Origin of the sequence: Blastococcus sp. URHD0036 (assembly GCF_000701365.1) — a bacterium.
In the GTDB taxonomy this organism is placed as follows: domain Bacteria; phylum Actinomycetota; class Actinomycetes; order Mycobacteriales; family Geodermatophilaceae; genus Trujillonella.
The window spans coordinates 498,663-520,126 of the sequence record NZ_JNIK01000011.1 but is presented as its reverse complement, the minus strand read 5'-3'; the positions used below and the strand labels follow the sequence as shown (position 1 = coordinate 520,126).

Here is a 21,464-nt window from a genome sequence, read left to right as displayed (position 1 = left end):
CCGGCCGTCACGTGAGCTCCTGTTCCATCGCCGCGCGTCGCGCCGGGACGACGGTCGAGGCGCGCGGCCCTCCGGGGTGGGAGGGGGCGGGATCGCGCTGTCGATGGCGGTCGACGGGGTACTCGAAGCGCAGTCCCAGCTGTCGTGCGGCACGGACGGGCGCCTGGGTCAGTACGACCCCGAGCAGGGGCGAGCCGGCGTCGGTCAGCGCGGCGGCCGCGTCGGCGAGCCCCGTCCGGTGGGTGCGACCGAAGCGGGCGACGAGCAGGACGCCGTCCACGGCGGGGCCGAGCCCGGCCGCGTCCGGCACCGGGTTCAGCGGGGGGGCGTCGACGACGACGAAGGCCGTCGAGCCCCGCAGGTCGCGCAGCAGCTCCCGCAGCCGTGCGGCCGTGGCGTCGTTGCTCGGATCGAGCCGTGCGGTTCCCCCCGCGAGCACGGTGAGCGTCCCGTTCCCCACGGGCCGCTCGGCCTCGGTCACCGCGGCGGTGCCGGAGAGGACGTCCGACAGACCGAGGCCGTCTGCCAGCCCGAAGGCGGTCACCGAGCGCGGTGATCTCAGGTCGGCGTCGACCAAGATCGTCCGGACGCCGGAATCGGCGAGTGAGACGGCGAGCTCCGTTGCGAGCGTCGAGGCGCCGACCCCCGGTTCGGTCCCCGTGACGAGCACGAGGCGGAGAGCTTGCGCGTGTCCGGTGCGCAACTGCGCGCGGACTGCGCGCAGCGCGGCGTCGTTCGTCGGCGACGTACCCTGCCCGCGCCCCGACGCCACGAAGGTGGCGAGGACCTGCTTGCCGGTGGCGTCGCGGACGTCGCCGGCGGTCTCCACCGAGCGACGGAAGCGCACGGGGAGGAGGGCGAGGACCAGGCCGAGCAGCGCGCCGCCGGCCAGCCCGAAGCCGATGTCCCGGCCGGTGTCCGGGCTGATCGCGTCCGTCGGCACGTCCGCGGAGTCGATCACCGACACCACGACCGCGGGGGTCACCGAGCCCGGCACGGTCTCGAGGGAACTCGCGCGCTGGGAGAACTGACGTCCGATCTCGTCCGCGACGGCCCGGGCCTGCGCGGGGTCTTCGTCGCTGACCGTCACCCGGAGGACGACGGTCTCGGAGACCGCGGTCGCGTTGATCCGGCGGGCGAGGTCTGCGGGGTCTTCGGCGAGGTCGAGCGCGGACACGACGTCGCGCGCCATGTCCTCGCTCTCGATCACGTCGACGTAGGACGAGAGGCGCTGCTGGGCGAAGAGGTTGGCCGCGTAGATGGACGCGACGTCCGAGGGGCCCGCCCCACCCACCTGGTTCACGCCGTTCCAGCCGACGAACAGTTGCGTGGTCGACGAGTAGACAGGGGTCGCCCGGGCCACGACGAGCAAGGCCACAGCGAGGCCGGCGAGGGCACCGAGCAGCGGCAGCCACCACCGGGCCCGCAGTGCACGGCCCACGTCCTCCAGGCTCAACTCGCCCCCGCTCGATGAAGATGGACACCGGTCCCCAGTGCCCCGGACACCACGCTCGAGCCTCCTCTCGGCCACTGGAGCAGGCACAAGGTACGTCAGGAGGGCGCTCCGTCGACCCCTTCACAGCGTGATGCGGGCCCCCGATCGGGGGACATGGCGGCCCCGTAGTGACCGTTCAACTGCCGTACGTCACGACGCACCACCAGAGCGCCACGCGAGGTGTGACGCGGAACGCCGCGGCCGTGGTGGTGCCCCGACGTCGGGGAGCCTCCGGCGGCGTGCGGAGGTGGCTGGGCGTGGGAGTCGGGCTGCTGGCCCTCCTGGTGGCGGTCAGCGTCCGTCTCTTCGTGTTCCCGGGGGACGATCCGCCGGAGCGGTCGGACGCGGTGATCCTGCTCGCGGGGGACCCGGAGACCCGCATCCCGCTCGCGCTGGACCTGGCCCGCGAGGGACCCGGCGTCCTCGTCGTCTCCACGCCACCCGGCGAGGTCAACGACCCGGCCCGGGCACTGTGCGACGAGCCGCAGGAGGGCCTGGAGATCCGGTGCTTCACGCCTCCCGAGGACCCGCCGGGCACCCGCGGTGAGGCGCGCGTCATCGGCGAGCTCGTGGAGCGGTACGACTGGACGGCCGTCACGGTGGTGACGAGCAGCTATCACGTGCAGCGGGCGGGGGTGCTGATCCGTCGGTGCACCGACGCCGACGTGACCGTCGTGGCGGGGAGGCCCACCATGTCGGTGCTCCGCTGGAGCGGCGCCATCCTGCACGAGTTCGGGGGGCTGGCCGCTGCAGTCGTCGAGGGGGACTGCTGACGCCAGCAGCGCGGCGAAGATCAACCGGACGATCCGGGGTCTATATTGCGTGCCGATGTGCGGCCATCGCCGGTCGTGGGAGACGGAGCAAGGGCACCAGCACGGGGAGCCACGACCAGGGGGGCCGTGTGACCAGGACGTTCGGGTCGAGCCGGCGAGCACTGCTCGTGGGTGTACTCGTCCTCGCCTCGGCCGCCGGCTGCGCCTCCGTGGGGGATGCCGCCGGTGAGCCCGCCGAGCCGAGCGGGGTCCTGGCCGTGGTCGTCGGTGCCCACGCGAATGCGCCGGATCCCGATCTCGCGGGGAGTGCGGCGGCGGCACGGGACCTCGCCGTCGCCCAGCAGTCCTACTTCTCTCTCGTCGTCGCGGACGGAGCGCCGTGGCAGACCGACGGCTTCGGCCCGCTCCTCGCGGACGGCGACACCGCGGCGGCGCGCGCGGAGCAGCGGGAGGACAACCGCCGGCGCGTCGACACGTCCGTGGAGCAGGCTGCCGCGAGGGTGCCGGAGACGGACCTGATCACCGCGATGGACCTCGCCGTGCAGACGCTCCCGGACGAGTCGGGGGTCCGCACGCTCGTCGTCGTCGACTCGGGGCTGTCGACCAGTGGTCCGCTCGACTTCGGGCGTCCGGGCCTGCTGGACGCCGATCCGGTCGAGGTGGCTGACTCCCTGGCGGACACGGGCAGCCTCCCCGACCTGCGGGGCTTCTCGGTCGTCCTCCAGGGCCTCGGGGTCACGACCGCGCCGCAGCAGGAGCTCGACCCGGCGCGCCGGGTGCGGCTCGTGGAGATCTGGAAGGCCGTCGTCCAGCGCGCCGGCGCGGTGGCCGTCGTGGTGGAGACCGGCCCCACGGACGGTCCCGAGGAGGCGCTCCCGGTGGTGACGCCGGTCCCCGTGGACCCGGGGATCTCCTGCGTGCCCGGTCGCATCACCCTCACCGGGGGGCCGTTGGGCTTCCAGCCCGGGGAACCGCTGCTGTCGGACCGGCGGGCCGCGACCGAGGCGCTCCGGCCCTACGCCGAGCAGATGATCGCCGACGGCGACGTGATCGCCGAGGTCTTCGGCACCTATGCCGCCGTCGGCGACCCCGCGGTCCGGAAGAGCCTCAGCGAGCTGCGGGCGCAGGAGGTCGCGTACGTGCTCATCGACCTCGGCGTACCGATCCCCCAGTTGCACGTCGCGGGTCTGGGCAGTGACTGGCCGGGATACGTTCAGGACCGGGACGCGTCGGGTCGGTTCGACCCCGCAGCGGTGGCGCGGAACCGCACGGTGTTCCTGGACCTCACCGAGCCCCTGCCCTGCCCGTGACGTCGGTCATCCGATCGGGTGCAGAGGAGCGGGAACCTCGCAGCGCCCCCCAGCCGTCCTAGGCTTGGACGGTTGACGGGGACTGGGAGGGGCGTGGAGTGGCTGCAGGTGAGCTGGTCGTCGGGGCGTCCTACGGTCTCGAGGCGGCCAGCACCCGGGTGCGGGTGCTCGAGTGGCTGCGGCTGCTGGATCTCGACGCCGAGGTCCTCGACTACCTCGGCGCGGCGAACGCGCGTCCCGGGACACTGCTGCGCCGCCCGCTGGCGGTCCTCGCGGCGGAGCGGCGGCTGAGCGCTCTGCGCCGCCGTCCGGACTGGGGGCGACTGCTGATCTCCCGGTCCCTGGGCCCGTTCACGCGGGGGCGGCTGGAGGCCGACCTGCTCCGCCGCGCCGACTGGGGTGTGTACGACTTCGACGACGCGCTGTACGCCGACCGGCGCGGTGGCGTCCACCGGTTCTTCGGCGAGGGCGCGGGATGGTCGACGGCGGTCGGCGGTGCGGACCTCGTGATCGCCGGCAACGAGGTGCTCGCCGAGGAGGCCCTCCGGCACAACCCGCACGTGGAGGTCATCCCCAGCTGCGTGCACCCCGGCGACTACCCCGACAAGTCCGACTACACGGTCGGTGCGGCGCCCCGGCTGCTGTGGCTGGGCTCGCCCTCCACCGAGCCGTACCTCGCCGAGGTGGCCGCAGGGCTGCTCGCCGTGCACCGGCGCACCGGCGCGCGACTGACCGTGATCAGTGCGGGGGAGCGCTCGCTCGGGGAGCTCGACGTCATGGTCGACCGGGTGGCGTGGGACGGCACGCGGAGCAACGCGATGCTGGCCGAGGCCGACTGCGGCATCATGCCGCTCCCGGACACGCCGTTCAGCAGGGGCAAGTGCGCCTACAAGCTCCTGCAGTACGGAGCCGCCGGCCTGCCGGCGGTGGCCACGCCGATCGGGGTCAACGCCCGGGTCCTCGACCAGCTCGGCGGACTCGCCGCGACCGGCCCGGACGAGTGGGCGGACGCTCTGGTCGCGCTGCTGGAGGAGTCGGAGCAGCAGCGGCGGGACCGGGGTCTGCAGGCGCGTCGCGCCGTGGCCGAGCACTACAGCTACGCGGCGTGGGAGCCGGCGTTCCGTCGTGCGCTGCGCCTCCCGGAGCTCCCGGCTCCCGCCGCGGGAGGTGCGGTCCACCCCGCCTCCGGCACCGGGTCGCTGGACCCGGCGTGACCGACACCCGGCCGGTGACGCCCGCCGATCCGTCGCCCCCCGGCGAGGGGGCGCGGCATCCGCGCCGCACGCGATCGCCCCGGCAGCGGGTCGTCGCCGCGGTCGCCCTGGCGGTCGTCCTGGTCGCAGGCGTGGTGCTCGCGACGCGCGGGGACGATGCGCCCTCGGAGGCGGCGCCCCCGCTGGCCACGGACACCCCGAGCGCGTCCGCGACGCCACCACCGACCCCCACACCCGTGCCGCTCCCTGCAGGAGTGGACATCCGCACCTTCGGCGCGACCGGCGACGGGGTCACCGACGACGCCCCGGCGATCCGACGGGCGCTGGCCGAGGCCGACGCCGTCCACGTGCCGGCGGGCACGTACCTGCTCGCCTCCTACGCCACTCCCCGGACCACGGTCATCCCCGCCGACTTCGTGTTCTCGCTCCGCTCCGGGCAGACGATCACGGCCGATCCGGACGCGGTCTTCGTCATGGCCGACGGCGTGGTGACCGGCTCGACGGCGGAGTGGGGTGGCAACGTCTTCCTCGCCGACCGGGTGGCCGGTGTGACGATCTCCGGGCTGACACTCGACCTCAACGGGCCGGGCAACCTCGTGTCCGCAGGCCGCACCATCACCGGTTACGGCCTCTACACGTGGCAGGCGCAGGACATAACCCTTCGGGACGTCACCATGGCCGACACCCCGGGGCAGAACTACGTCGTGGTCCAGGGCGGTGGCAGTGGGATCCGCGTCCTGGACTCCACCTTCCGCAACGGCGGCACGTCGATCCCGGGGAACGAGGAACAGACCGACTTCTCCGCCATGTACTTCACGGCCACGGATGTCCTCGTGGACGGGGTCACGATCGAGCACGACGAGCAGCCGTTCGGGTTCAGCGGTGGGGTGGAGTTGCACGGTTCGCGGGAGGCCGTCACCAACAGCGAGATCAGGGACAGCTGGCCGGCGGTGTACATCGGCCCGGACACCTACTCGGACCTGGCCGTGCAGGAGGATGTCAGCGTCACGGGCAACCGGTTCCTCGACGTCGGTCGCGGTGTCGTCTTCAACGCCCTGGGGACCGGTGACATCGACGGCGTCGACATCTCCCGGAACGAGTTCGTGCTCGCTCCGTTCGAGGTCTTCGCGGGCGAGCCGGTCCGTGGCGTGGACCAGGACATGCCCCCGGACGGCAACTGGACGTACCACCACATCATCACCGGGATGACCGTCAGCGGGAACACCTTCCGCGGAGGTGGCGAGGCGAGCGACGGCGTCATCCGGCTGTCCCAGGTGCACAGCGCGACCATCAGCGGGAACCGCATCGAGGACGTCGTCGGCACGGTGTTCACCCTGGAGAGCTCGCCGTGGGACACCACCGGCGTGATGTTCTCGGGCAACGACATCAGCTGGGCAGGGACAGGCGGCACCCCGGCGATCTCGCTCTCCTTCGACGGCAGCTCCACCGTCCCCGAGCGCGAGGCCTTCAACGCCCGCGACGTGACGGTGACCGGCAACCGGCTGGTCCTCGAGGACCCGGAGTCGAGGTCCTGTGCGGTCAACGCCACGTGGCCCGACGCGGCCGAGGTGAGCGACGTGACGGTGCATGGCAACGACATCCGGTCCGTCGACCACGACCTGTGCGGTCCCCGGGCCGGGGCCGTGGACGGCGGCTGATCAGTCCGAGGAACTCTTCCATCACCTTCTGTCACCGAGCAGGTGCGGAGGGGTATGGTGCCTGCACCGGGTCCGGCGTAGCCGGCCCAGCGACCGCGACCAGCGGGGAGGCATCACGTGCACAGGTGGATCCCATGACCGCGCTGGTCGCCGTCGCCCTGATCTGGCCCGTGGTCGTCGTCCTGGTGGGGCTGCGCATCGGCCAGGTGCTCCGCGCGGCCGACGACGGCACGGGGTGGCTGAGCGGGCGGACCGCGACCGGCTCCGCTCCGGCCCGGACCCGCTCGGTCCCGCCTCAGGCGTCGCCGTCGGCCGAGCGCACCGTCATCGAGTCGCTCGAGGCCCCGGTGGGGGCCTGACGTCGTGCGCCGAGGCCGTCAGCCGGCCGTCGCCGCGCCGGCACGGACCTCGTCGCGTACTGGCCGGAAGTGGAAGACCTGCCAGTCGTCGGCTGCGGCGTGCAGGGTGAGCTGCGGGTTCTCCTCGAGGACAACCGCGTGGACCGGGTGGATGTAGGCGAGGTAGAGATCCCCCGTGCGCTGCTCCCGCAGCAGCCGGTCCACCACGAGCCTCAGCGTCGTCGCGCCGAACGGGTTGAACATGGCGACGACGAGCGGCCCGTCCGGCAGGGAGGCCCGCGCCGCGTCACCGTGCATGATGCGGACGTCCTGCGACTCCCGGCCGGCGCCCACGCGGCTGTGCCGCCACCTGCCGATGTTCTGCTGTCCCTCGTGGGCGAGGCGGTCGTCGAGTTCGACCCCGAGGACCGTGGCGAAGCCCAGTTCCGCCGCCAGGAGGACTGCGCGACCTCGGCCGGCGCCGAGGTCCACGAAGCTCGTGGTCGCCGGGGACAGCGGGATCGTCCGGACGAGATCGCGCAGCGGGCGCAAGCCGATCGGCTGGTAGTACTGCGCGTCGCGGCCGACCGAGAGCGGCGTGATGTCGTCGGCATTGCGGAGGAAACCTCGGGTGCGGACCCCGCGCCGGACGTCGAACACGTACTCGCGGGTCAGAGCGAGCGGGATGCCGGCAGCGAGACGCACGATGCGCAGCAGCTCGTTCCTCAGCCCCCGGATCCCGCGGTCCCGGCGTGCAGAGCCCAGTAGTTGCGCGATGCGGCGGAGCTTCCAGACGACGATCGAGAGCATGGGCGGTCCTCGTGCGGGTGAGAGGGCGGCGGCTCGGGCGCGGCAACTCAAGCGGGCTCGGCAGCCAGGAGGCAATGCCCCTCGCTGCGCCCGTTCTCCGGAAGAGGTCCGAGACGCGGAAAGTCGTGCCTGTCCTCACGTAGAGACAAGCACCGTGCGGGCTCCGTCATGACCCGTCCACAGATTCCGGCCGGAGCTTGAATCCGTCACCCGTCAGGGTGACGATCATCTCGCCGCCGTCCCGCGGCCTCCGTTCGCATGCCATCCAGTCACGAGGGCCCCATGACGACGATCTTGGTCATCGGGTGCGTCTGGCTGTGCCTGACACTCGGCGTGTTCGTGGTCGTCGGTAGAGCGATCCGGTACGCCGACCGTCGGGACGACGCCGTGAGCCGGGATGTGGGACTGGTGCACCGGGCGCAGCGCCGCCCCAGCTCGCCGTCCCGGCCGGCCCTCGGCCTGCTCGATCTGGCCGAGCTGGAGAGGTGGTACCGGGCCGAGGACGGCGGCGCCGATGGCGGGCCCCGTTCTCTCGACTCCGCCTGAGTAGGCGCTCAGCCCGCGTCCCGCAGTGCGTGGCGGAGTGCCCGCCACACGATCACCGCGTCGAGCCGCAGGGACCACTCCTGTGCATAGCGCTGCGCCGTCATGGGGTCCTCCTCGGCCCGGTCTCCACGTTGCGTGAGGCCGATCAGGCCGGGCTTGAGTTCTCCGGGGAGGTCCTGGCCCGCATCGCGCGACCGGGACGCACGGGGCCCGACGAGCGAGACATCGCCGCGGACGACGTTGAACAGCTGCGGCAACTCGTCCAAGTGGGTCCGGCGGACGAGACCGCGGACCCCACTGGCCTCTGCTCGATGACCGTGAGGTCCCTCGGGGCAGGTGCGGAACCGGAGCAGGGAGAAGGGGCGCCCCCCTGGCCCGATGCGGCGGTCGCGCTCGAGGAGCGGGCCGTCGTCGGCGAGCCAGAGAGCGACCGTGATGAGGACCAGCCAGGGGGCAGCCAACAGCAGGAGCAGGACGGCGGCGAGACCGTCGACCAGGGGCTTGATCAACCGGCGCGGTCGGGGCTGGGGCCGCCGGTCGAGGGATGTGAACGACATGGCAACGCCTCTCAGGGGCAGTGGGGGCGGTCGTGCGGTGGCGCGGGGCGCCGAAGTTCGGATCCGGCCGGTGAGCGCGGACGCGGGGTGTGTTCGCAGGACGGAGGCGGGCGGTGGCCCATGGGCCCAGCGCGGGCCCTCGTCCTGGAGGACGGCATCGGGGGAGCGGCGTACATCGGTCGCGCGGCAAGGCCGCGGCGCCGGCCCGTGTGGCGGGAGCGGCCGACCGGGACAGCAGGCGGGTCAGTCGGGGCGGCTCGCCGGGTCGCTGGATGCATCGGAGACCGAGGCGTCCGGCGCAGGTGGCAGGGCGGCTGACGACGCGGCCAGCCCCTCAGAGAGCGTGACGCCGCCGATGGCCATGACGAGTTCGGCACCGCGCGTCCGCTCCTGTGCTCCGGTGCCGCCGGACGAGCAGCCGCCAGCGGCGGACGTCGTGGGGGCCTGAGGCAGGGGCGCTGGTGTCGGTTGCGGTGGCGGGGACTGCTGGACGGGGGCAAGGGGCGGCGTCGGAGGCGGCGCGTCGACGGCCGGCGTCGGGACCGCGGTCTGATGGGCGGTGCCCGAACCGGCCGCAGTTCGGGCCGGCGCGGCGCGAACCGCGGAACTCCGGGTCGACGGCGAGGCGACGCCGCTCGTCATCGCGCACTGAGGGGTCTTCTGGGCGACGTCGGACGGGGTGGCCGTGCGGCGGACGTCCACGTCGGCGGGCTGGAGGGCGGGCTGGAGCGACGACAGGGGCACGCACGAGACCGCCGCCGCCGCGGCAGTCGGCCCGACGGTCGGACTCGCGGCGCACGGGTCCGTTCCCGGCGGCGGACCTGCACTGAGGGAGCCGGTGGGGGCCGCGAGCGCGCCCGCCACCCCGGTCGTCGTCGTGCTCGTTGCCATCGAGACGGGCGCGATGGTCGTCGCGGGCAACGCAGCCGACGTCCCGACCTGGCCGGTCGTGGCCGCGTCCGTCGAGGACGTGAGCGGAGCCGTCCCGGGGGGCGCCGGTGTCGCGGTGACGGCCGGCGTGGTGGGGGTGGTCGTCGCCGTGGTTGCCGTGGTCGTCGTGGTGGGGGTGGTCGTCGCCGTAGTGGTCGTTGTCGTGGTCGTGGTCGTGGTCGTCGGCGCGGTGGTCGTCAGCGGCGCGCCTGCGGGTGGGTCCGCGATCTCGCCGCCCCCCGGCTCCGGTGAGGCCTGGTCGACAGCCTGTTCCTCGACGACCGGTTGCTGGACAGCCTGTTCCTCGACGGCCGGCTGCTGGACGACCTGTTCCTCGACGACCGGTTCCTCGGCGGCCGGTTGCTGAGAGACAGGCTGCTGAGCCGAGGGCTCCTGAGACGAGGCCTGCTGAGACGAGCGCTCCTGCGGCCGTGGCGCCTCGGAGGAGGCATCGTCGTGAGGGCCGGCGCCGGAGGCCGCCGTCGGTGGAGTCCCGTTCTCGTCGGCACGGGCGCGGTCGCTCACCAGGGCCAGGAGGAGCCAGGCCACCAGCGCCAGGCCGAGGACCCCGACGAGGCGGAGCAGCAGCCGGCCGACAGGGAGCCGGGCAGTCGAGTGCGCCTGGTCTACACCAGATGCCAGGACGCCCACCGTCAACACGGTGGTGGTGCGCTCACGGCGAGTCAACCGAGACGGGCCCGTTACCTCATGCCACGCCGTGTTCGATCACTCTCCGTGAGAAGCTTGAACGGAGAGATATCTCCCCGAGCGGCGAGGCGCCACCCCGGCGAGGGACAGCCGAGTGCTTCGCGGCCGTCCGCGGCCCGGCGATCGGGCAAGATGCGGGGGCCATCCGGCGGGGGTGGCGCCACGACGTGCAGATGGGACGGGGTTCGTGCGACTGCTCGTGACCGGAGGTGCCGGGTTCATCGGCGCCAACTTCGTCCACCAGACCCTCCGCGAGCACCCGGAGCACGAGGTCACCGTGCTCGACGCACTCACCTACGCCGGCAACGAGGCGTCGCTGGCGGAGGTCCGGGACGACATCCGCTTCGTGACGGGCTCGGTCAGCGACGCCGACCTGGTCGACGGGCTCGTCGCCGAGTCCGACGCGGTCGTGCACTTCGCCGCCGAGAGCCACAACGACAACTCGCTGGCGAACCCGCGGCCGTTCCTCGACACCAACGTGATCGGCACGTTCACGATCCTCGAGGCGGTCCGCCGGCACGGGGTGCGGCTGCACCACATCTCCACCGACGAGGTCTACGGCGACCTCGAGCTGGACGACCCGGCCAAGTTCACCCCCGAGACGCCGTACAACCCGTCGAGCCCGTACTCGTCGACGAAGGCCGGGTCGGACCTGCTGGTACGGGCCTGGGTGCGCTCCTTCGGCGTCCACGCCACGATCTCGAACTGCTCGAACAACTACGGGCCGTTCCAGCACGTCGAGAAGTTCATCCCGCGGCAGATCACGAACGTCCTCACCGGGCGCCGGCCCAAGCTCTACGGCGCGGGGGAGAACGTCCGTGACTGGATCCACGTCGACGACCACAACGCCGCCGTCCACCTGATCCTCGAGAAGGGCCGGGCGGGGGAGACCTACCTGATCGGCGCCGACGGCGAGGTCAACAACCGCGACGTCCTCTCGCTCGTGCTGGAGCTGCTCGGCCAGCCGGCCGACGCCTTCGACCACGTGACCGACCGCGCGGGCCACGACCTCCGCTACGCCATCGACGCCAGCAAGCTCCGCGACGAACTCGGCTGGCGTCCGCGGTACACGAACTTCCGCGCGGGTCTCGCCGCCACCGTCGACTGGTACCGGGCCAACGAGTCCTGGTGGCGGCCGCTCAAGGACCAGGTCGAGGCCCAGTACGCCTCGCGCGGTCAGTGAGCGGTATGCGGACCGTCGTCGTCGGCGCCCGGGGCCAGGTCGGCCGGGCGTTGGCACGCCGCTTCCCGGACGCAGAATTGCTCGACCGTGAGGAGATCGACGCATCGGACGCCGGCGCCGTCCGGGCCCACGACTGGAGCGGCGTCGGCCTCATCGTCAACGCCGCGGCCTACACGCAGGTCGACGCCGCGCAGGACCCGGCCAATCTGGCCGCCGTCCGCGCGACGAACGTCGATGCCGTCGTCAACCTCGCCCAGGTCGCCGACCGGCACGGTGCGACCTTCGTGCACTTCTCCACCGAGTACGTCTTCGACGGTCGCAGCGAGGGCCCCATGCGCGAGGACCTGCCGACGGCGCCGCTCAGCGTCTACGGCCGGAGCAAGGCCGACGGCGACCTCGCCGCCACGGCCGTCGACCGTCACTACCTCCTGCGCACCAGCTGGGTCGTCGGCGAAGGCCACAACTTCGTGCGGACGATGGCCTCGCTCGCCGATCGCGGCATCGAACCCGCGGTCGTCGCCGACCAGGTCGGCCGGCTCACCTTCGCCGACGACCTCGCCGCCGCCGTCGTCCACCTCGTCGACACCGCCGCACCGTTCGGCACCTACAACGTGAGCAGCGACGGCCCGCCCAGCACCTGGGCCGACGTCGCGGAGATCGTGTTCGCAGCCCGTGGGCGCGACCGGGGGGCCGTGCGCCGGGTCAGCACCTCGGAGTACTTCGCCGGCAAGTCCGGCATCGCGCCGCGGCCGCTCAACAGCCTCCTGGACCTGTCGAAGGTGACCGCCACGGGCTTCCGGCCGCGCGACTGGCGCGATGCGCTCGAGGAGTACCTGGACACGCTCTCGGCCTGAGGGAGCTGCCGGTGCAGCTCGGATAGCGTCCCCGCGGTGACACGGCGGCGCTGGCTGGTTGTTGCCGCCGCGGTGGCGGTGCTCGTGGTCAGCATCGGGGCCGTCGTCCTGCTGCGGCCGTCCGACGCCGAGAAACAGTGCGATGCGGTCACCGAAGCCCGGGACGAGTTGCTCGCCGCAGCCGACGACCAGAGCGCTGTGGCCGTGATCGGCGACTCGTACACGCAGGGCGCCGGGCTGTCCGGGCCGGGAGTCGCCTGGCCGGCGGTGCTCGCCGGGATGCTCGGCGTCCCCGTCGCAGTGGACGGGATGAGCTCCACGGGGTTCACGACGGCGGGGCTCTGCGCGGACGACCCGGTCACCTACGGCGACCGGCTGGCGGAGTCTCCGCCCGAGGCCGACACCGTCGTCGTCCAGGGTGGCGTGAACGACGCCGCGGTGGGCGATCCGGCCGCGGTCGGGCAGGCGGCAGCCGACATCCTGGCCCAGCTCCAGGACGTGCCCACGGTGGTGCTGGTGGGGCCGCCCGCCGTCCCCGGGGTCGACCGGGGCGCCGTCGAGACGATCGACCGGGCGCTGCGTGAGGCGGCCGCTGCCTCGGGACGGATCTACGTGCCGCTGATCGACGCGGCGATCCCCGTGCTGCCCGATCGCATCCACCCCACGGAAGACGGTCAGGCGCAGATCGCCCAACTGGTCGCGAAGGCGCTCGGGGCCTAGACCCGGAAGGGCGGCGTCGAACCGGTCTGGGGTCGGTCGCCCACCCACATGGGCGACGTCGTGATCTTGCGAATGCGCAGGTGGGGGACCGGCGTTACGGTCGATCCGCTACGCCAGCGGGGGCTGTGTCGTCGTGTGGCGGGAGGAGGTCGACGGGTGCCCCATGCCGTCGCGCGCTCTTCCCGGGACGGGCTGCTGATCCTCCAGCGCCTCCTGCTGCTGATCGCCTTCCTCTTCACGCTGGCCGTGCTGTACCTGCTGGCGGCCGGCGCCGCCCGTGCCGACCAGCCGGATTCCGTAGGCCCTCCGGACGGCGCCGCCTCGGCTCCCGGCCACGAGCAGGGACCGCCGGCGTCGCACCCGGGGCCGGACGCGCGTGCCGCAGGTGGCAACTCCGCTGCGGCCGACCAGACGCCGGCCGCGCAGCCCCCGGCCCAGCCCGTGCCGCCGCCGGCCGCGCAGCCCCCGGCCCAGCCCGGGCCCCCGCCGCACGCACAGGGCGGGCCGCCGCTGCACGCACAGGCCCCCGCCGAGTCCGGCCCTCCGCCGCAGGCCCAGGGCGGCAACCGCCCGGCCCAGCCCGGCCCTCCGCCGTCCGCGCAGGCCCCCGCCGAGTCCGGCCCTCCGCCGCAGGCCCAGGGCGGCAACCGCCCGGCCCAGCCCGCCGCCGCGTCGTCGCACGGCAATTCCTCCGGTGCATCGCACTCGGGGCCGCCCGCAAATGCTGCAGCGGACCAGTCGGACGAAGCGGAGCACGGGGAGCCCAGCGGCCCCGGGCCCCAGCCCGCCACGCCGCCGGCCGCGCCCGCCGCACATGCCGGCCAGGGCGCGATCGCCGTCGTCGATCCGGTGGTGCACGGCTCGCCAACTGCCGCAGGTCCTGCTCCGGCCGACTCCGCTGCTGTCGATCCGGCGCCCGCGCCCAGCGACCGAGCTCCCGCTCTGGCGGGTCCGGCCCGCGCCGCGGATCACCCGGCGCCGCCCGCAGCCCCTGCCGCGGAGGACTCCGCAACTCCGACTGCGTCGTCCGGCACGCCGTACGCGCCGCTGCCCGTTCCCCCTCCCGCACCCGCAGCGCCGACGGCGTCGGCCACCACGGGCGGCGTGACCGGCGGGCACCCCGGCGGTACCGATCTGCCGCTCGCCTGGTCGGCGCCGTCCGACCGGACTCCCGCCGGTGCCGTTCCGGCGTTCCGCCCGCCGGCCGATGGCGGAGCTCTGCGCGCCGGCGCCGGCGGCATCCTCCCCGCGCCCGACTGACGCGCGTTCCCGGGGCGTAGTCCGCCCTGCGCCGGCCGATGAGCCGGCGCCTCTCCGGCGCATTCCCGCGCCACTTCGACGACCGTCCGCTCCCGGCGATCTGCCCGGCGACGGCGGTTGCTGGCACTCCGGCACACCGGGTGTCAGTGCTCGCTCACCACCAACACGGAGGTATCTCTCATGGACACCCTGCTCTGGATCATCGCCGTCGTCCTCGTGATCGCCGGCATCGTCGCGATCGTCCGCAAGGAGCTCCTGTGGGGCATCGTGCTGATCGTCGTGGGCCTCCTCGTGGGCCCGGGCGGGGTCAGCATCTTCAACTGACGTCGCCCGAGGGGGTGGCACACCTCACGGTGTGTCACCTCCTCGGGGGCGGTTTCACCACGTCGGTTGCAGTTCGGCGCCGTTCGGGGGACTGTGTCGCCGATGAACGGGGTCCTGCAGTGGACGGCGCGGGTGCTCGACACCCGACGTCGGTGCGAGTGGTGCGGCCGTGAGCTGCCGTCGGCCCGCCACCGGGTCCGCGGCCGCCGGGTCTGTTCGGTCGAACACGCGCATGCGCTCGACGACTGGTGGTCCCTCGGCCCCAGCTGACCGAGCGGGTCCGGGCGAGGTCACCCGAGCCGGTCGAGGAGCTCCTCGGCGGTCAACGTGTTGATGACCCGCTCGGCCGGGACGCCGGTCTCCACCGCGCGCTCGCAGCCTCCTGCCTGCCAGTCGAGCTGACCCGGGGCGTGGGCGTCGGTGTCGATGGCGAAGTCGCAGCCGAGCTCCACGGCGAGGGAGAGCAGCCGCAGCGGCGGGTCCAGCCGCTCGGGCCGGGAGTTGATCTCGACGGCGACACCGTTCTCGACGCAGGCGGAGAACACCGCCTCGGCGTCGAACTGGCTCTCCGGCCGCGGCCGCTGGGTGCCGTTGCGCTGCGTGCGCCCGATCACCAGCCGTCCGGTGCAGTGCCCGAGGACGTCGGTGTGCGGGTTCGCGACCGCCGCCAGCATCCGCTGCGTCATGGCCGAGCGCTCGGCCCGCAGGTCGGAGTGCACGCTGGCCACGACGACGTCGACCCGCTCCAGCAGTTCGTCGGTCTGGTCGAGGCTGCCGTCGACGTTGATGTCGCACTCGATGCCGGTGAGGATCCGGAACGGCGCGAGCTCCTCGTTCAGCTCGGCGACGACGTCCAGCTGCCGCTCCAGCCGGGCCGCCGTCAGCCCGTTGGCGACCGTCAGCCGGGGCGAGTGGTCGGTCAGGGCCAGGTACTCGTGCCCGATCGCGATCGCGGCCTCGGCCATCTCGCGGATGGGGCTGCCGCCGTCGGACCAGTCGGAGTGGCTGTGCAGGTCGCCGCGCAGCAGGGCGCGGAACTCGGCGACGTCGTCGGCCATCGGGACGAGGTCCGCGTGGGTCTCCTCGAGCTTGGCCAGGTACTCGGGCACCTCGCCCTTGTGCGCCTGCACGATCGCCGTCCCCGTCTTGGGCCCGATGCCCTTGAGATCGGTGAGCGTCTTCGTGCGGATGCGCCGCTCGAGCTCGGCCTCGTCGAGGCCGTCCAGGACGGCCGCGGCAGTGCGGAACGCGGCGACCCGGTGCGAGGGCTCGCGGGCGCGCTCCAGGAGGAAGGCGATCCTCCGGAGCGCGGCCGCGGGCGGGAGTGGCTCGGTCAGCTCTTCGCCTTCTTCTGTGCCTTCTTGGCCTTCTTCGCGGCCTTCTTCTGGCTCTTGGCCGCGCGCTTGCTGGCCTTCTCGTAGCCCTCCTCGGTCGCCTTGGCGGCGAGCTTGGCGGTCTTCCGCGCCCGGTAGCCGACGGACGGCTTGCCCTCCGTGTCGACGGCGGCCAGCAGCAGCCCGCCCAGCAGGCCGGTGTTCTTGAGGAAGTTGGAGATCTGGCCGAACTTCTCGGTCGGGTCGTCGTGCTCCCAGAAGCGGTGGCCGGCCAGCGTGGTCGGCACGATGGACGCCGAGAGCACCAGCGCGGTCAGGCGCGGCGCCTTGTTGAGCGCGAACAGCGAACCGGCGGCCACCTTCACCGCGGCGTCGATCTTGACCCACTGCTCGACGTCCCGCGGGACCTCGACCGGCAGCTGCTTGTCGGCGGCCCCGGCGATCTTCTCCACGACGGGAGCGGCGCCGGGCACGCGGTCCTGCGGCTTGCGCAGCGTGCTGATCCCCCCGTAGACGAAGGGTGCGGCGAGCAGTGGCCGGGCGATCCGGCGGACCAACATGAGCAGACCTCTTCCGTGAGCGGAACCGTGTCGATGTCCTCATGCCCAGCTGAGCAGGCGGGACACCCCACCCCGGACCGTAGTGAGGGTTCCCGGCCGCCGCACGGTCGGCGGCACCCTGCCCGGGCGGGTGAGGGCCCCTGTCGTCCGGCGGCCGCACCCGGCACGCTGGGCGGCATGGGGAAGGCGCTGCTGGGGCTGCTGCTCGTCGTGGTCGCCGTCGAGATGATCGCGGTGGTGGTCGTCGGCGTCGTCCTCGTGCTGCTGGGCACCACGCAGACCACGCTCATCGGTGTCGGCATGATGTTCGCCGCCGTGCTGGCCGCCATCCTGACCTGGTGGTTCGCCCGCCGGCGTGTGTGAGGGGACTCGCCGTCCCACCTCGCTCGTCCTGCGGCACGAAGTGCCAGCATGGGATGGGTGGAGACGAGGCGACGCAGGACCTCCCTCGGTCCCGGCTCGCGTCCCTGTGACGTGTGCGGGAGCGAGGACGTCTCGCTGACCGAGTCCCGCCGCGTGCGCCAGGGGCTGGACCGGCTCAACCCGGCGTTCAAGGCCGAGGCGCGCCGGTACGAGCTGTGTGCCGGCTGCGGGTCCAAGCGCGAGCCGGCCTGACCCCCGCGCTGCCGCCCCGGTCTGCCGCCCCGGTCTGCCGCCTCTGTCAGCCGAGCAGGCGGGCCGCTGCGCTGATCAGGTCGGTCAGGTCGACGCTCAGCGCGTGGGCGATGGCCTGCAGGTCGTCGAGGTCGAACGGGCTGTCCTCGCGCAGCTTGCGGGCCACGCTCGCCTGGTTGATCCCGGTCTCGCGGGCCAGCTGCCGCCCCGACCAGCCCCGGTCGGACAGCAGCGACCGGATGACGTCGGCCATCGCGGTGGAGAGCTGCACGGTGACACGGTATTGCAGCGCGTCGCGGCTCTGGTGCTCAGTCGTACGGGTTCGTCAGGACGGCGCGCGCCTCGACCACGGTGAAGGTGACGGGCGGGCCATCGGTGGTCGTGCTCCCGGGGACGTCGACGGCGGCGCTGCCGTCGACGGTGAAGGTCCCGCCCCACGTCGTGGTGAGCGAGGCGGTGTAGGTGCCGGAGGCGTAGTCGTGCGTGATCGTGTGCGCCGGGTACGGGGCGCCCCGGTCGATCGTGGTCAGGTGCGCGCCGTCGCCGGTGTGCCAGGTGAAGCCCTGAGCGGTGGCGACGATGTCGACGGTGAAGCCGCGGATGTCGAGGCTGTAGGTCTGCGTGGTCGGACCGTCGGTGAAGAAGATGACCGGCAGTCCGACGAGGCCGTTCCCCGGCGGCTGCTGGCGGGTGGGCAGCTGGGGGAGCGGGAGCCGCTCGAAGTAGCGGAACACCTCGTCCGGCGACGGTGCCGGGTTCAGCGCCGTGATGTCGATGCACTCCCGCGGAAACGCCAACCAGTCCCCGAACTGCGTCCCTGCCGGGACGCCTGCCGGCACCGGAAGGCCGTCGATCTCCGTGAGGCCTGGAACGACTACTCGGCGCTGCTGGACCACGAGCTCACGGACCAACTGCTCGGGTCCAGATGGGCAGGCGCGGTCATCCGAGTCCTGGCATGGCTCTCCGGCGGCCTCGGCCGCGGCGCACGGGCTCAGCAGTCGGTAGGTATAGGGGTGTGCCTCCGGTGCGGCATTGCTCGCAATGCGGAGACCACCGACGTCCGCGGCGACATAGGCCGCGGTGAGGCTTCCCTCGCCGACACCGACGCTCGGCTCTTCGCATAGCCGCCGGCAGTCGTCCGCTCGCGCGGACAATGCCACGACAGAAGGGAAGAAGGCTGCCGCGGCTATCACGAGCACCAGGCGGCGGCTCATCCGAGCGTCAGGCTGATGAGAACCCACGTCGATCGCTCAGCGTCCCACCTCATGGTGGCGCCGCACGACGCCTGTTCTTGAGCGGTGAACGTCAAGTCGGGGACCGGCTGTCCAGAAGCATCGACCACGCTGAGGGCCGCTTGATCGACGAAGAATGCGACCTCCGTCGAAGAGCCCGATGACGAAGACTGCATCGAGGTGACCGTCAGATCGCCGCCCTCGTAGTGGTAACCGGCTGCTGCGTCTTGCTCCGTGTCCGAAGCAATGCGGATGCAGTCAGCGCAGCCGTCGCTGAATTCGCGCAACGGGGCAGCGTCCATGACGGCGGAGGTCCGATTGATGAGGTCGATGTAATAGCGAGTAAAGGCTTCTGCCCCGGCGGCGTCCCGGGTGCGAGCCTCTGCGGGCATCGGGAAATCGCTCGGGCCCAGGGGTGGGAGCGCCTCGGACGAGGTCGACGCACTGCTGCTCGCGTCGGGCAGCGTCTCGGCGGGCTTCTGCTCGTCGCTGCAGCCGCACAGCACCGCCGCGCTCACCGCCAGCACCGCCGTCGTCCGTCGGGTGAACCCCGCCGCCATGCGTTGCCTCCCCGTCCTCACGGACTGGGGACACTAGCTACTGCCCTCGCGCCGGCGCAGTCATCACTGTGGACAACCGCCCGATCGGGCCCATTGCGGGTCGAACTCGCGGGTCGAGTGCCCTGCAGGACCGGTAGAGCACGGGGAACACCCGCATTGGCTCGCTCTTGCGGTCGAACTCCCGCCTCTGCGGCGCTGCAGCACCGCAGGAGCACGGGGAACACCGCAGAAGCGCCGCCCCTCACGAGGTCCGGCAGCAGTACACGGTCAGCGAGCCGCTCTTCGCGAAGAGGAACTCGGTCGCGGCGTCGCCCATCTCGCCGTCGTAGGCCACCTGCTGCGGACCCGACAGCGAGCGCACCTTCACCGACGTCCCGCTCGACTCCGCGTACCCGGACACCCGGTCGGAGACGCCGAGCAGCGTTCCCAGCACCGCCCGGGTCCGGCTGAACGGGATGTCGGCCCGCAGGTACTGGACGTCGAGCAGCCCGTCCTCCAGCCGCGGGCGCCAGGCCGGCGCCAGCCCCCGCGGGGTGTAGAGGCAGTTGCCGATGAAGAGGATCCAGACCTTCACGTAGCGGCCGTCCAGCGAGAGCTCCACCGGCGTCCCGACGCGCAGGGTCCGCGCCGCGGCCACGGTCATCGCCGCCCACTTGCCCATCCGGCCGGCCAGCGCGTCGCGGCGGCGCACCATCTCCGGGTAGCTGCCGATCGCCGCGGTGTTGAGGAACGGCGTCCCGTTGAGCGAGGCGACGTCGACCTTCACGGCGGCGCCCGAGGTCACCGCCCCCGCGGCCTCCTCGGCGGTGTCCACCCCGACGTCCCGGGCGAAGTGGTTGAGCGTGCCGGCCGGGATGACCGCCAGCGGCAGGCCGTGCTCGAGCGCGATGGCCGCGGCTGCGGCGACCGAGCCGTCACCACCGGCCACGCCGAGGGCCTTCGCCCGACCGGAGGACGCCGGCTCGCCCAGGAGCTCGGCGACCCCGCGGTCCTCCGACATCTCGAGCACCTCGGCCTTCGGCAGCAGCCGGCGGATGTCGGACGCGGGGTCGTAGTTCTCGTCGCCCGACCGCGGATTGACCGCGATGAACAGGCCCTCACCGTCGGCCAGCGCCGGTGCGGAGAAGGCCGGTCGCACCCGGGCCGGCGTCCGCGGCCGGACCGCCCACCACTTCCGGCTGGCCGCCGCAACCGCCGTCCCCACCGCGAAGCCGGCGACCACGTCGCCCGGGTAGTGCACGCCCACGTGCACCCGCGAGTAGCCGACGCCGAGCGCCAGCGGCGCGAGCGCGGCGCCGGCCAGCGGGCTCTCCAGGGCCACCCCCGTGGCGAAGGCGGCGGCCGACGCCGAGTGCCCGCTCGGGAACGAGTGCGTGGTCAGGTCCCGCCGCAGGAGCCGGTGCGGGCCGTGCCGGCCGAGGTCCGGACGGCGACGCGCGAACACCTGCTTGAGCAGGGCGTTCACCACCGAGCTGGTCACCGCGAGCGAACCGAGCCCCCGGATCGCCGCACGCCGGGTCTCGCCCTTGCGCGTCGCCAGCAACGCCGCGATGACGAACCACAGCTTGCCGCGGTCGGCGAAGGTGGAGAGCCGGCGCAGCCAGCGGTCGGCGGGTGAGGCCGGGATCGTGCCGATGGCAGCGTGCAGACGGGCGTCCCAGTGCCGCGGTGACTTCACGCGGCGACGCTAGTTGAAGACGCTCACCCCGCCGGGGCCGACGAGCAGCCCGACGACGATCAGCACGATGCCCCAGAGCAACTGCTTGCGGACGATCGCCACGATGCCGGAGACGACGAGGACGACGGCGAGGATCCAGAGGAGCAGGTCCATGGTGTTCTCCGATGCTGAGAGGGGGCCCCGCGGAGGTGGTCACTAGGCAGCGGCCGGGCTGCCCAAACCTCTCCGACCAGGAGTCACCCGTTCAGGCCTTGCGGCGCGCGCGGTAGGCGGCGACGGTCGACCGGCTCGCGCAGGTGTTGGAGCAGTAGCGCCGACTGGCGTTGCGGGAGGTGTCCACGTACACGTCGTCGCACCCCTCCGCCGAGCAGACCCCGAGCCGCTGCCACCCGTGCTGGGTCACCACCTGCGACAGGCCCATGGCCACCGTGGTCGTCATCTGGTCGAGCACCGGGGCGTCGTCGGGCGTGTAGTGCAAGTGCAGGTCGCCGTCGTGATCGGTGGCGTACGGCTGCGGACGGGCGCGGGTCAGCAGCGCGTTCAGGCCGTCGAGGACCTCGGCCGGGCTCTGCGCCAGGGCGACGGCGCGCACGAGGTCGGCGGTCTCGGCGGCGGCCCGGGCCTCGCCGGCGTCGAACTCGAGGACGGCGCCGGGGGAGAACCACTCGTGGTGTGCGCGGAGGAAGTCCGGCGCCCACGACTCGACGTCGCGGTCGGTGTTGGCCAGGTCGATGGCCAGCTCGACGGCGTTCGACGCGTAGGTGTCATAGTTCATTTGACTCCCTACCCCTGTCTCGATACCGTG

General features: G+C 72.9%; 24 protein-coding genes. 12 read left to right on the top strand and 12 right to left on the bottom strand.

The window, feature by feature from the left end:
- Positions 1 to 7: 7 nt before the first annotated feature.
- Positions 8 to 1,531 carry a tyrosine-protein kinase domain-containing protein gene (locus N555_RS0109590; RefSeq protein ID WP_255347347.1) on the bottom strand — a complete coding sequence of 508 codons (1,524 nt, stop codon included), beginning with the start codon at positions 1,529 to 1,531 and terminating at the stop codon, positions 8 to 10.
- Between the two features lie 221 nt (positions 1,532 to 1,752).
- On the opposite strand from N555_RS0109590, the gene N555_RS26750 reads away from it, so the two are divergent.
- The 5 genes from N555_RS26750 to N555_RS0109565 all read left to right on the top strand — a co-directional run bounded on the left by N555_RS26750 (position 1,753) and on the right by N555_RS0109565 (position 6,809).
- Complete coding sequence (locus N555_RS26750) at positions 1,753 to 2,268, top strand: YdcF family protein (RefSeq protein WP_051683875.1); 516 nt, start codon at positions 1,753 to 1,755, stop codon at positions 2,266 to 2,268.
- A 128-nt stretch (positions 2,269 to 2,396) separates the two neighbouring features.
- Positions 2,397 to 3,578 carry an OmpA family protein gene (locus N555_RS0109580; RefSeq protein WP_156036289.1) on the top strand — a complete coding sequence of 394 codons (1,182 nt, stop codon included), beginning with the start codon at positions 2,397 to 2,399 and terminating at the stop codon, positions 3,576 to 3,578.
- 98 nt (positions 3,579 to 3,676) lie between these two features.
- Complete coding sequence (locus N555_RS0109575; RefSeq protein WP_029431267.1) at positions 3,677 to 4,792, top strand: glycosyltransferase; 1,116 nt, start codon at positions 3,677 to 3,679, stop codon at positions 4,790 to 4,792.
- On the top strand, positions 4,789 to 6,450 hold the full coding sequence (locus N555_RS0109570) for a glycosyl hydrolase family 28-related protein (RefSeq protein ID WP_029431266.1): 1,662 nt from the start codon (positions 4,789 to 4,791) through the stop codon (positions 6,448 to 6,450). Before N555_RS0109575 ends, N555_RS0109570 begins: the two co-directional genes overlap by 4 nt.
- A gap of 134 nt (positions 6,451 to 6,584) precedes the next feature.
- Complete coding sequence (locus tag N555_RS0109565) at positions 6,585 to 6,809, top strand: hypothetical protein (protein WP_029431265.1); 225 nt, start codon at positions 6,585 to 6,587, stop codon at positions 6,807 to 6,809.
- An 18-nt stretch (positions 6,810 to 6,827) separates the two neighbouring features.
- On the opposite strand, the gene N555_RS26745 is transcribed toward N555_RS0109565, so the two are convergent.
- Complete coding sequence (locus N555_RS26745; RefSeq protein ID WP_051683874.1) at positions 6,828 to 7,598, bottom strand: class I SAM-dependent methyltransferase; 771 nt, start codon at positions 7,596 to 7,598, stop codon at positions 6,828 to 6,830.
- A gap of 282 nt (positions 7,599 to 7,880) precedes the next feature.
- On the opposite strand from N555_RS26745, the gene N555_RS0109555 reads away from it, so the two are divergent.
- Complete coding sequence (locus N555_RS0109555) at positions 7,881 to 8,144, top strand: hypothetical protein (RefSeq protein WP_029431263.1); 264 nt, start codon at positions 7,881 to 7,883, stop codon at positions 8,142 to 8,144.
- An 8-nt stretch (positions 8,145 to 8,152) separates the two neighbouring features.
- Here N555_RS0109555 and N555_RS0109550 read toward each other — a convergent pair whose 3' ends face one another.
- The gene (locus N555_RS0109550; protein WP_029431262.1) at positions 8,153 to 8,701 is read right to left on the bottom strand and encodes a sugar transferase; all 549 of its coding nucleotides are present in this window, start codon (positions 8,699 to 8,701) and stop codon (positions 8,153 to 8,155) included.
- 243 nt (positions 8,702 to 8,944) lie between these two features.
- On the bottom strand, positions 8,945 to 10,282 hold the full coding sequence (locus N555_RS28255; protein ID WP_197028946.1) for a hypothetical protein: 1,338 nt from the start codon (positions 10,280 to 10,282) through the stop codon (positions 8,945 to 8,947).
- A gap of 244 nt (positions 10,283 to 10,526) precedes the next feature.
- Between N555_RS28255 and rfbB the strand changes: the two genes are divergently transcribed.
- The 4 genes from rfbB to N555_RS28250 all read left to right on the top strand — a co-directional run bounded on the left by rfbB (position 10,527) and on the right by N555_RS28250 (position 14,680).
- Positions 10,527 to 11,522, top strand: coding sequence for a dTDP-glucose 4,6-dehydratase (gene rfbB / locus N555_RS0109540; protein WP_029431260.1), 996 nt, complete (start codon positions 10,527 to 10,529; stop codon positions 11,520 to 11,522).
- Positions 11,523 to 11,527: 5 nt separating this feature from the next.
- Positions 11,528 to 12,376, top strand: coding sequence for an SDR family oxidoreductase (locus N555_RS0109535; protein ID WP_051683873.1), 849 nt, complete (start codon positions 11,528 to 11,530; stop codon positions 12,374 to 12,376).
- A 36-nt stretch (positions 12,377 to 12,412) separates the two neighbouring features.
- Entirely contained in the window at positions 12,413 to 13,096 is a 684-nt protein-coding gene (locus tag N555_RS0109530; protein ID WP_081866091.1) for an SGNH/GDSL hydrolase family protein, read from the top strand.
- 1,440 nt (positions 13,097 to 14,536) lie between these two features.
- Complete coding sequence (locus tag N555_RS28250; RefSeq protein ID WP_197028945.1) at positions 14,537 to 14,680, top strand: GPGG-motif small membrane protein; 144 nt, start codon at positions 14,537 to 14,539, stop codon at positions 14,678 to 14,680.
- Between the two features lie 290 nt (positions 14,681 to 14,970).
- Here N555_RS28250 and N555_RS0109505 read toward each other — a convergent pair whose 3' ends face one another.
- On the bottom strand, positions 14,971 to 16,017 hold the full coding sequence (locus N555_RS0109505) for a PHP domain-containing protein (RefSeq protein WP_029431280.1): 1,047 nt from the start codon (positions 16,015 to 16,017) through the stop codon (positions 14,971 to 14,973).
- Positions 16,014 to 16,574 carry a DoxX family membrane protein gene (locus N555_RS0109500; protein WP_029431256.1) on the bottom strand — a complete coding sequence of 187 codons (561 nt, stop codon included), beginning with the start codon at positions 16,572 to 16,574 and terminating at the stop codon, positions 16,014 to 16,016. Before N555_RS0109500 ends, N555_RS0109505 begins: the two co-directional genes overlap by 4 nt.
- 177 nt (positions 16,575 to 16,751) lie before the next feature.
- Between N555_RS0109500 and N555_RS0109495 the strand changes: the two genes are divergently transcribed.
- The gene (locus N555_RS0109495) at positions 16,752 to 16,937 is read left to right on the top strand and encodes a hypothetical protein (protein ID WP_029431255.1); all 186 of its coding nucleotides are present in this window, start codon (positions 16,752 to 16,754) and stop codon (positions 16,935 to 16,937) included.
- A 111-nt stretch (positions 16,938 to 17,048) separates the two neighbouring features.
- On the top strand, positions 17,049 to 17,189 hold the full coding sequence (locus N555_RS27855; protein WP_156036285.1) for a hypothetical protein: 141 nt from the start codon (positions 17,049 to 17,051) through the stop codon (positions 17,187 to 17,189).
- Positions 17,190 to 17,235: 46 nt separating this feature from the next.
- On the opposite strand, the gene N555_RS0109485 is transcribed toward N555_RS27855, so the two are convergent.
- From N555_RS0109485 to N555_RS0109460, 6 genes are all read right to left on the bottom strand, one after another.
- A complete protein-coding gene (locus N555_RS0109485) occupies positions 17,236 to 17,460 on the bottom strand; it encodes a helix-turn-helix domain-containing protein (RefSeq protein WP_029431254.1) in 225 nt (74 codons plus the stop codon).
- A gap of 37 nt (positions 17,461 to 17,497) precedes the next feature.
- Positions 17,498 to 17,986: a hypothetical protein gene (locus N555_RS28650; protein WP_231502673.1), complete on the bottom strand. Its 489-nt coding sequence runs from the start codon at positions 17,984 to 17,986 to the stop codon at positions 17,498 to 17,500.
- A gap of 413 nt (positions 17,987 to 18,399) precedes the next feature.
- A complete protein-coding gene (locus tag N555_RS0109475) occupies positions 18,400 to 18,981 on the bottom strand; it encodes a DUF6318 family protein (RefSeq protein WP_029431252.1) in 582 nt (193 codons plus the stop codon).
- Between the two features lie 241 nt (positions 18,982 to 19,222).
- Positions 19,223 to 20,659 carry a bifunctional phosphatase PAP2/diacylglycerol kinase family protein gene (locus tag N555_RS0109470; RefSeq protein ID WP_029431251.1) on the bottom strand — a complete coding sequence of 479 codons (1,437 nt, stop codon included), beginning with the start codon at positions 20,657 to 20,659 and terminating at the stop codon, positions 19,223 to 19,225.
- A gap of 9 nt (positions 20,660 to 20,668) precedes the next feature.
- Positions 20,669 to 20,812 carry a GPGG-motif small membrane protein gene (locus N555_RS28245; protein ID WP_197028944.1) on the bottom strand — a complete coding sequence of 48 codons (144 nt, stop codon included), beginning with the start codon at positions 20,810 to 20,812 and terminating at the stop codon, positions 20,669 to 20,671.
- A 91-nt stretch (positions 20,813 to 20,903) separates the two neighbouring features.
- Positions 20,904 to 21,434: a CGNR zinc finger domain-containing protein gene (locus N555_RS0109460; protein ID WP_029431250.1), complete on the bottom strand. Its 531-nt coding sequence runs from the start codon at positions 21,432 to 21,434 to the stop codon at positions 20,904 to 20,906.
- Positions 21,435 to 21,464: the final 30 nt, after the last annotated feature.

Coding starts and splice junctions, on each gene's coding strand:
- N555_RS0109565 (WP_029431265.1), top strand. CDS start 6,585: ATGACCGCGCTGGTCGCCGTCGCCCTGATCTGGCCCGTGGTCGTCGTC.
- N555_RS26745 (WP_051683874.1), bottom strand. CDS start 7,598: ATGCTCTCGATCGTCGTCTGGAAGCTCCGCCGCATCGCGCAACTACTG.
- N555_RS0109555 (WP_029431263.1), top strand. CDS start 7,881: ATGACGACGATCTTGGTCATCGGGTGCGTCTGGCTGTGCCTGACACTC.
- N555_RS0109550 (WP_029431262.1), bottom strand. CDS start 8,701: ATGTCGTTCACATCCCTCGACCGGCGGCCCCAGCCCCGACCGCGCCGG.
- N555_RS0109535 (WP_051683873.1), top strand. CDS start 11,528: ATGCGGACCGTCGTCGTCGGCGCCCGGGGCCAGGTCGGCCGGGCGTTG.
- N555_RS28250 (WP_197028945.1), top strand. CDS start 14,537: ATGGACACCCTGCTCTGGATCATCGCCGTCGTCCTCGTGATCGCCGGC.
- N555_RS0109500 (WP_029431256.1), bottom strand. CDS start 16,574: ATGTTGGTCCGCCGGATCGCCCGGCCACTGCTCGCCGCACCCTTCGTC.
- N555_RS0109495 (WP_029431255.1), top strand. CDS start 16,752: ATGGGGAAGGCGCTGCTGGGGCTGCTGCTCGTCGTGGTCGCCGTCGAG.
- N555_RS0109475 (WP_029431252.1), bottom strand. CDS start 18,981: ATGGCGGCGGGGTTCACCCGACGGACGACGGCGGTGCTGGCGGTGAGC.
- N555_RS28245 (WP_197028944.1), bottom strand. CDS start 20,812: ATGGACCTGCTCCTCTGGATCCTCGCCGTCGTCCTCGTCGTCTCCGGC.
- N555_RS0109460 (WP_029431250.1), bottom strand. CDS start 21,434: ATGAACTATGACACCTACGCGTCGAACGCCGTCGAGCTGGCCATCGAC.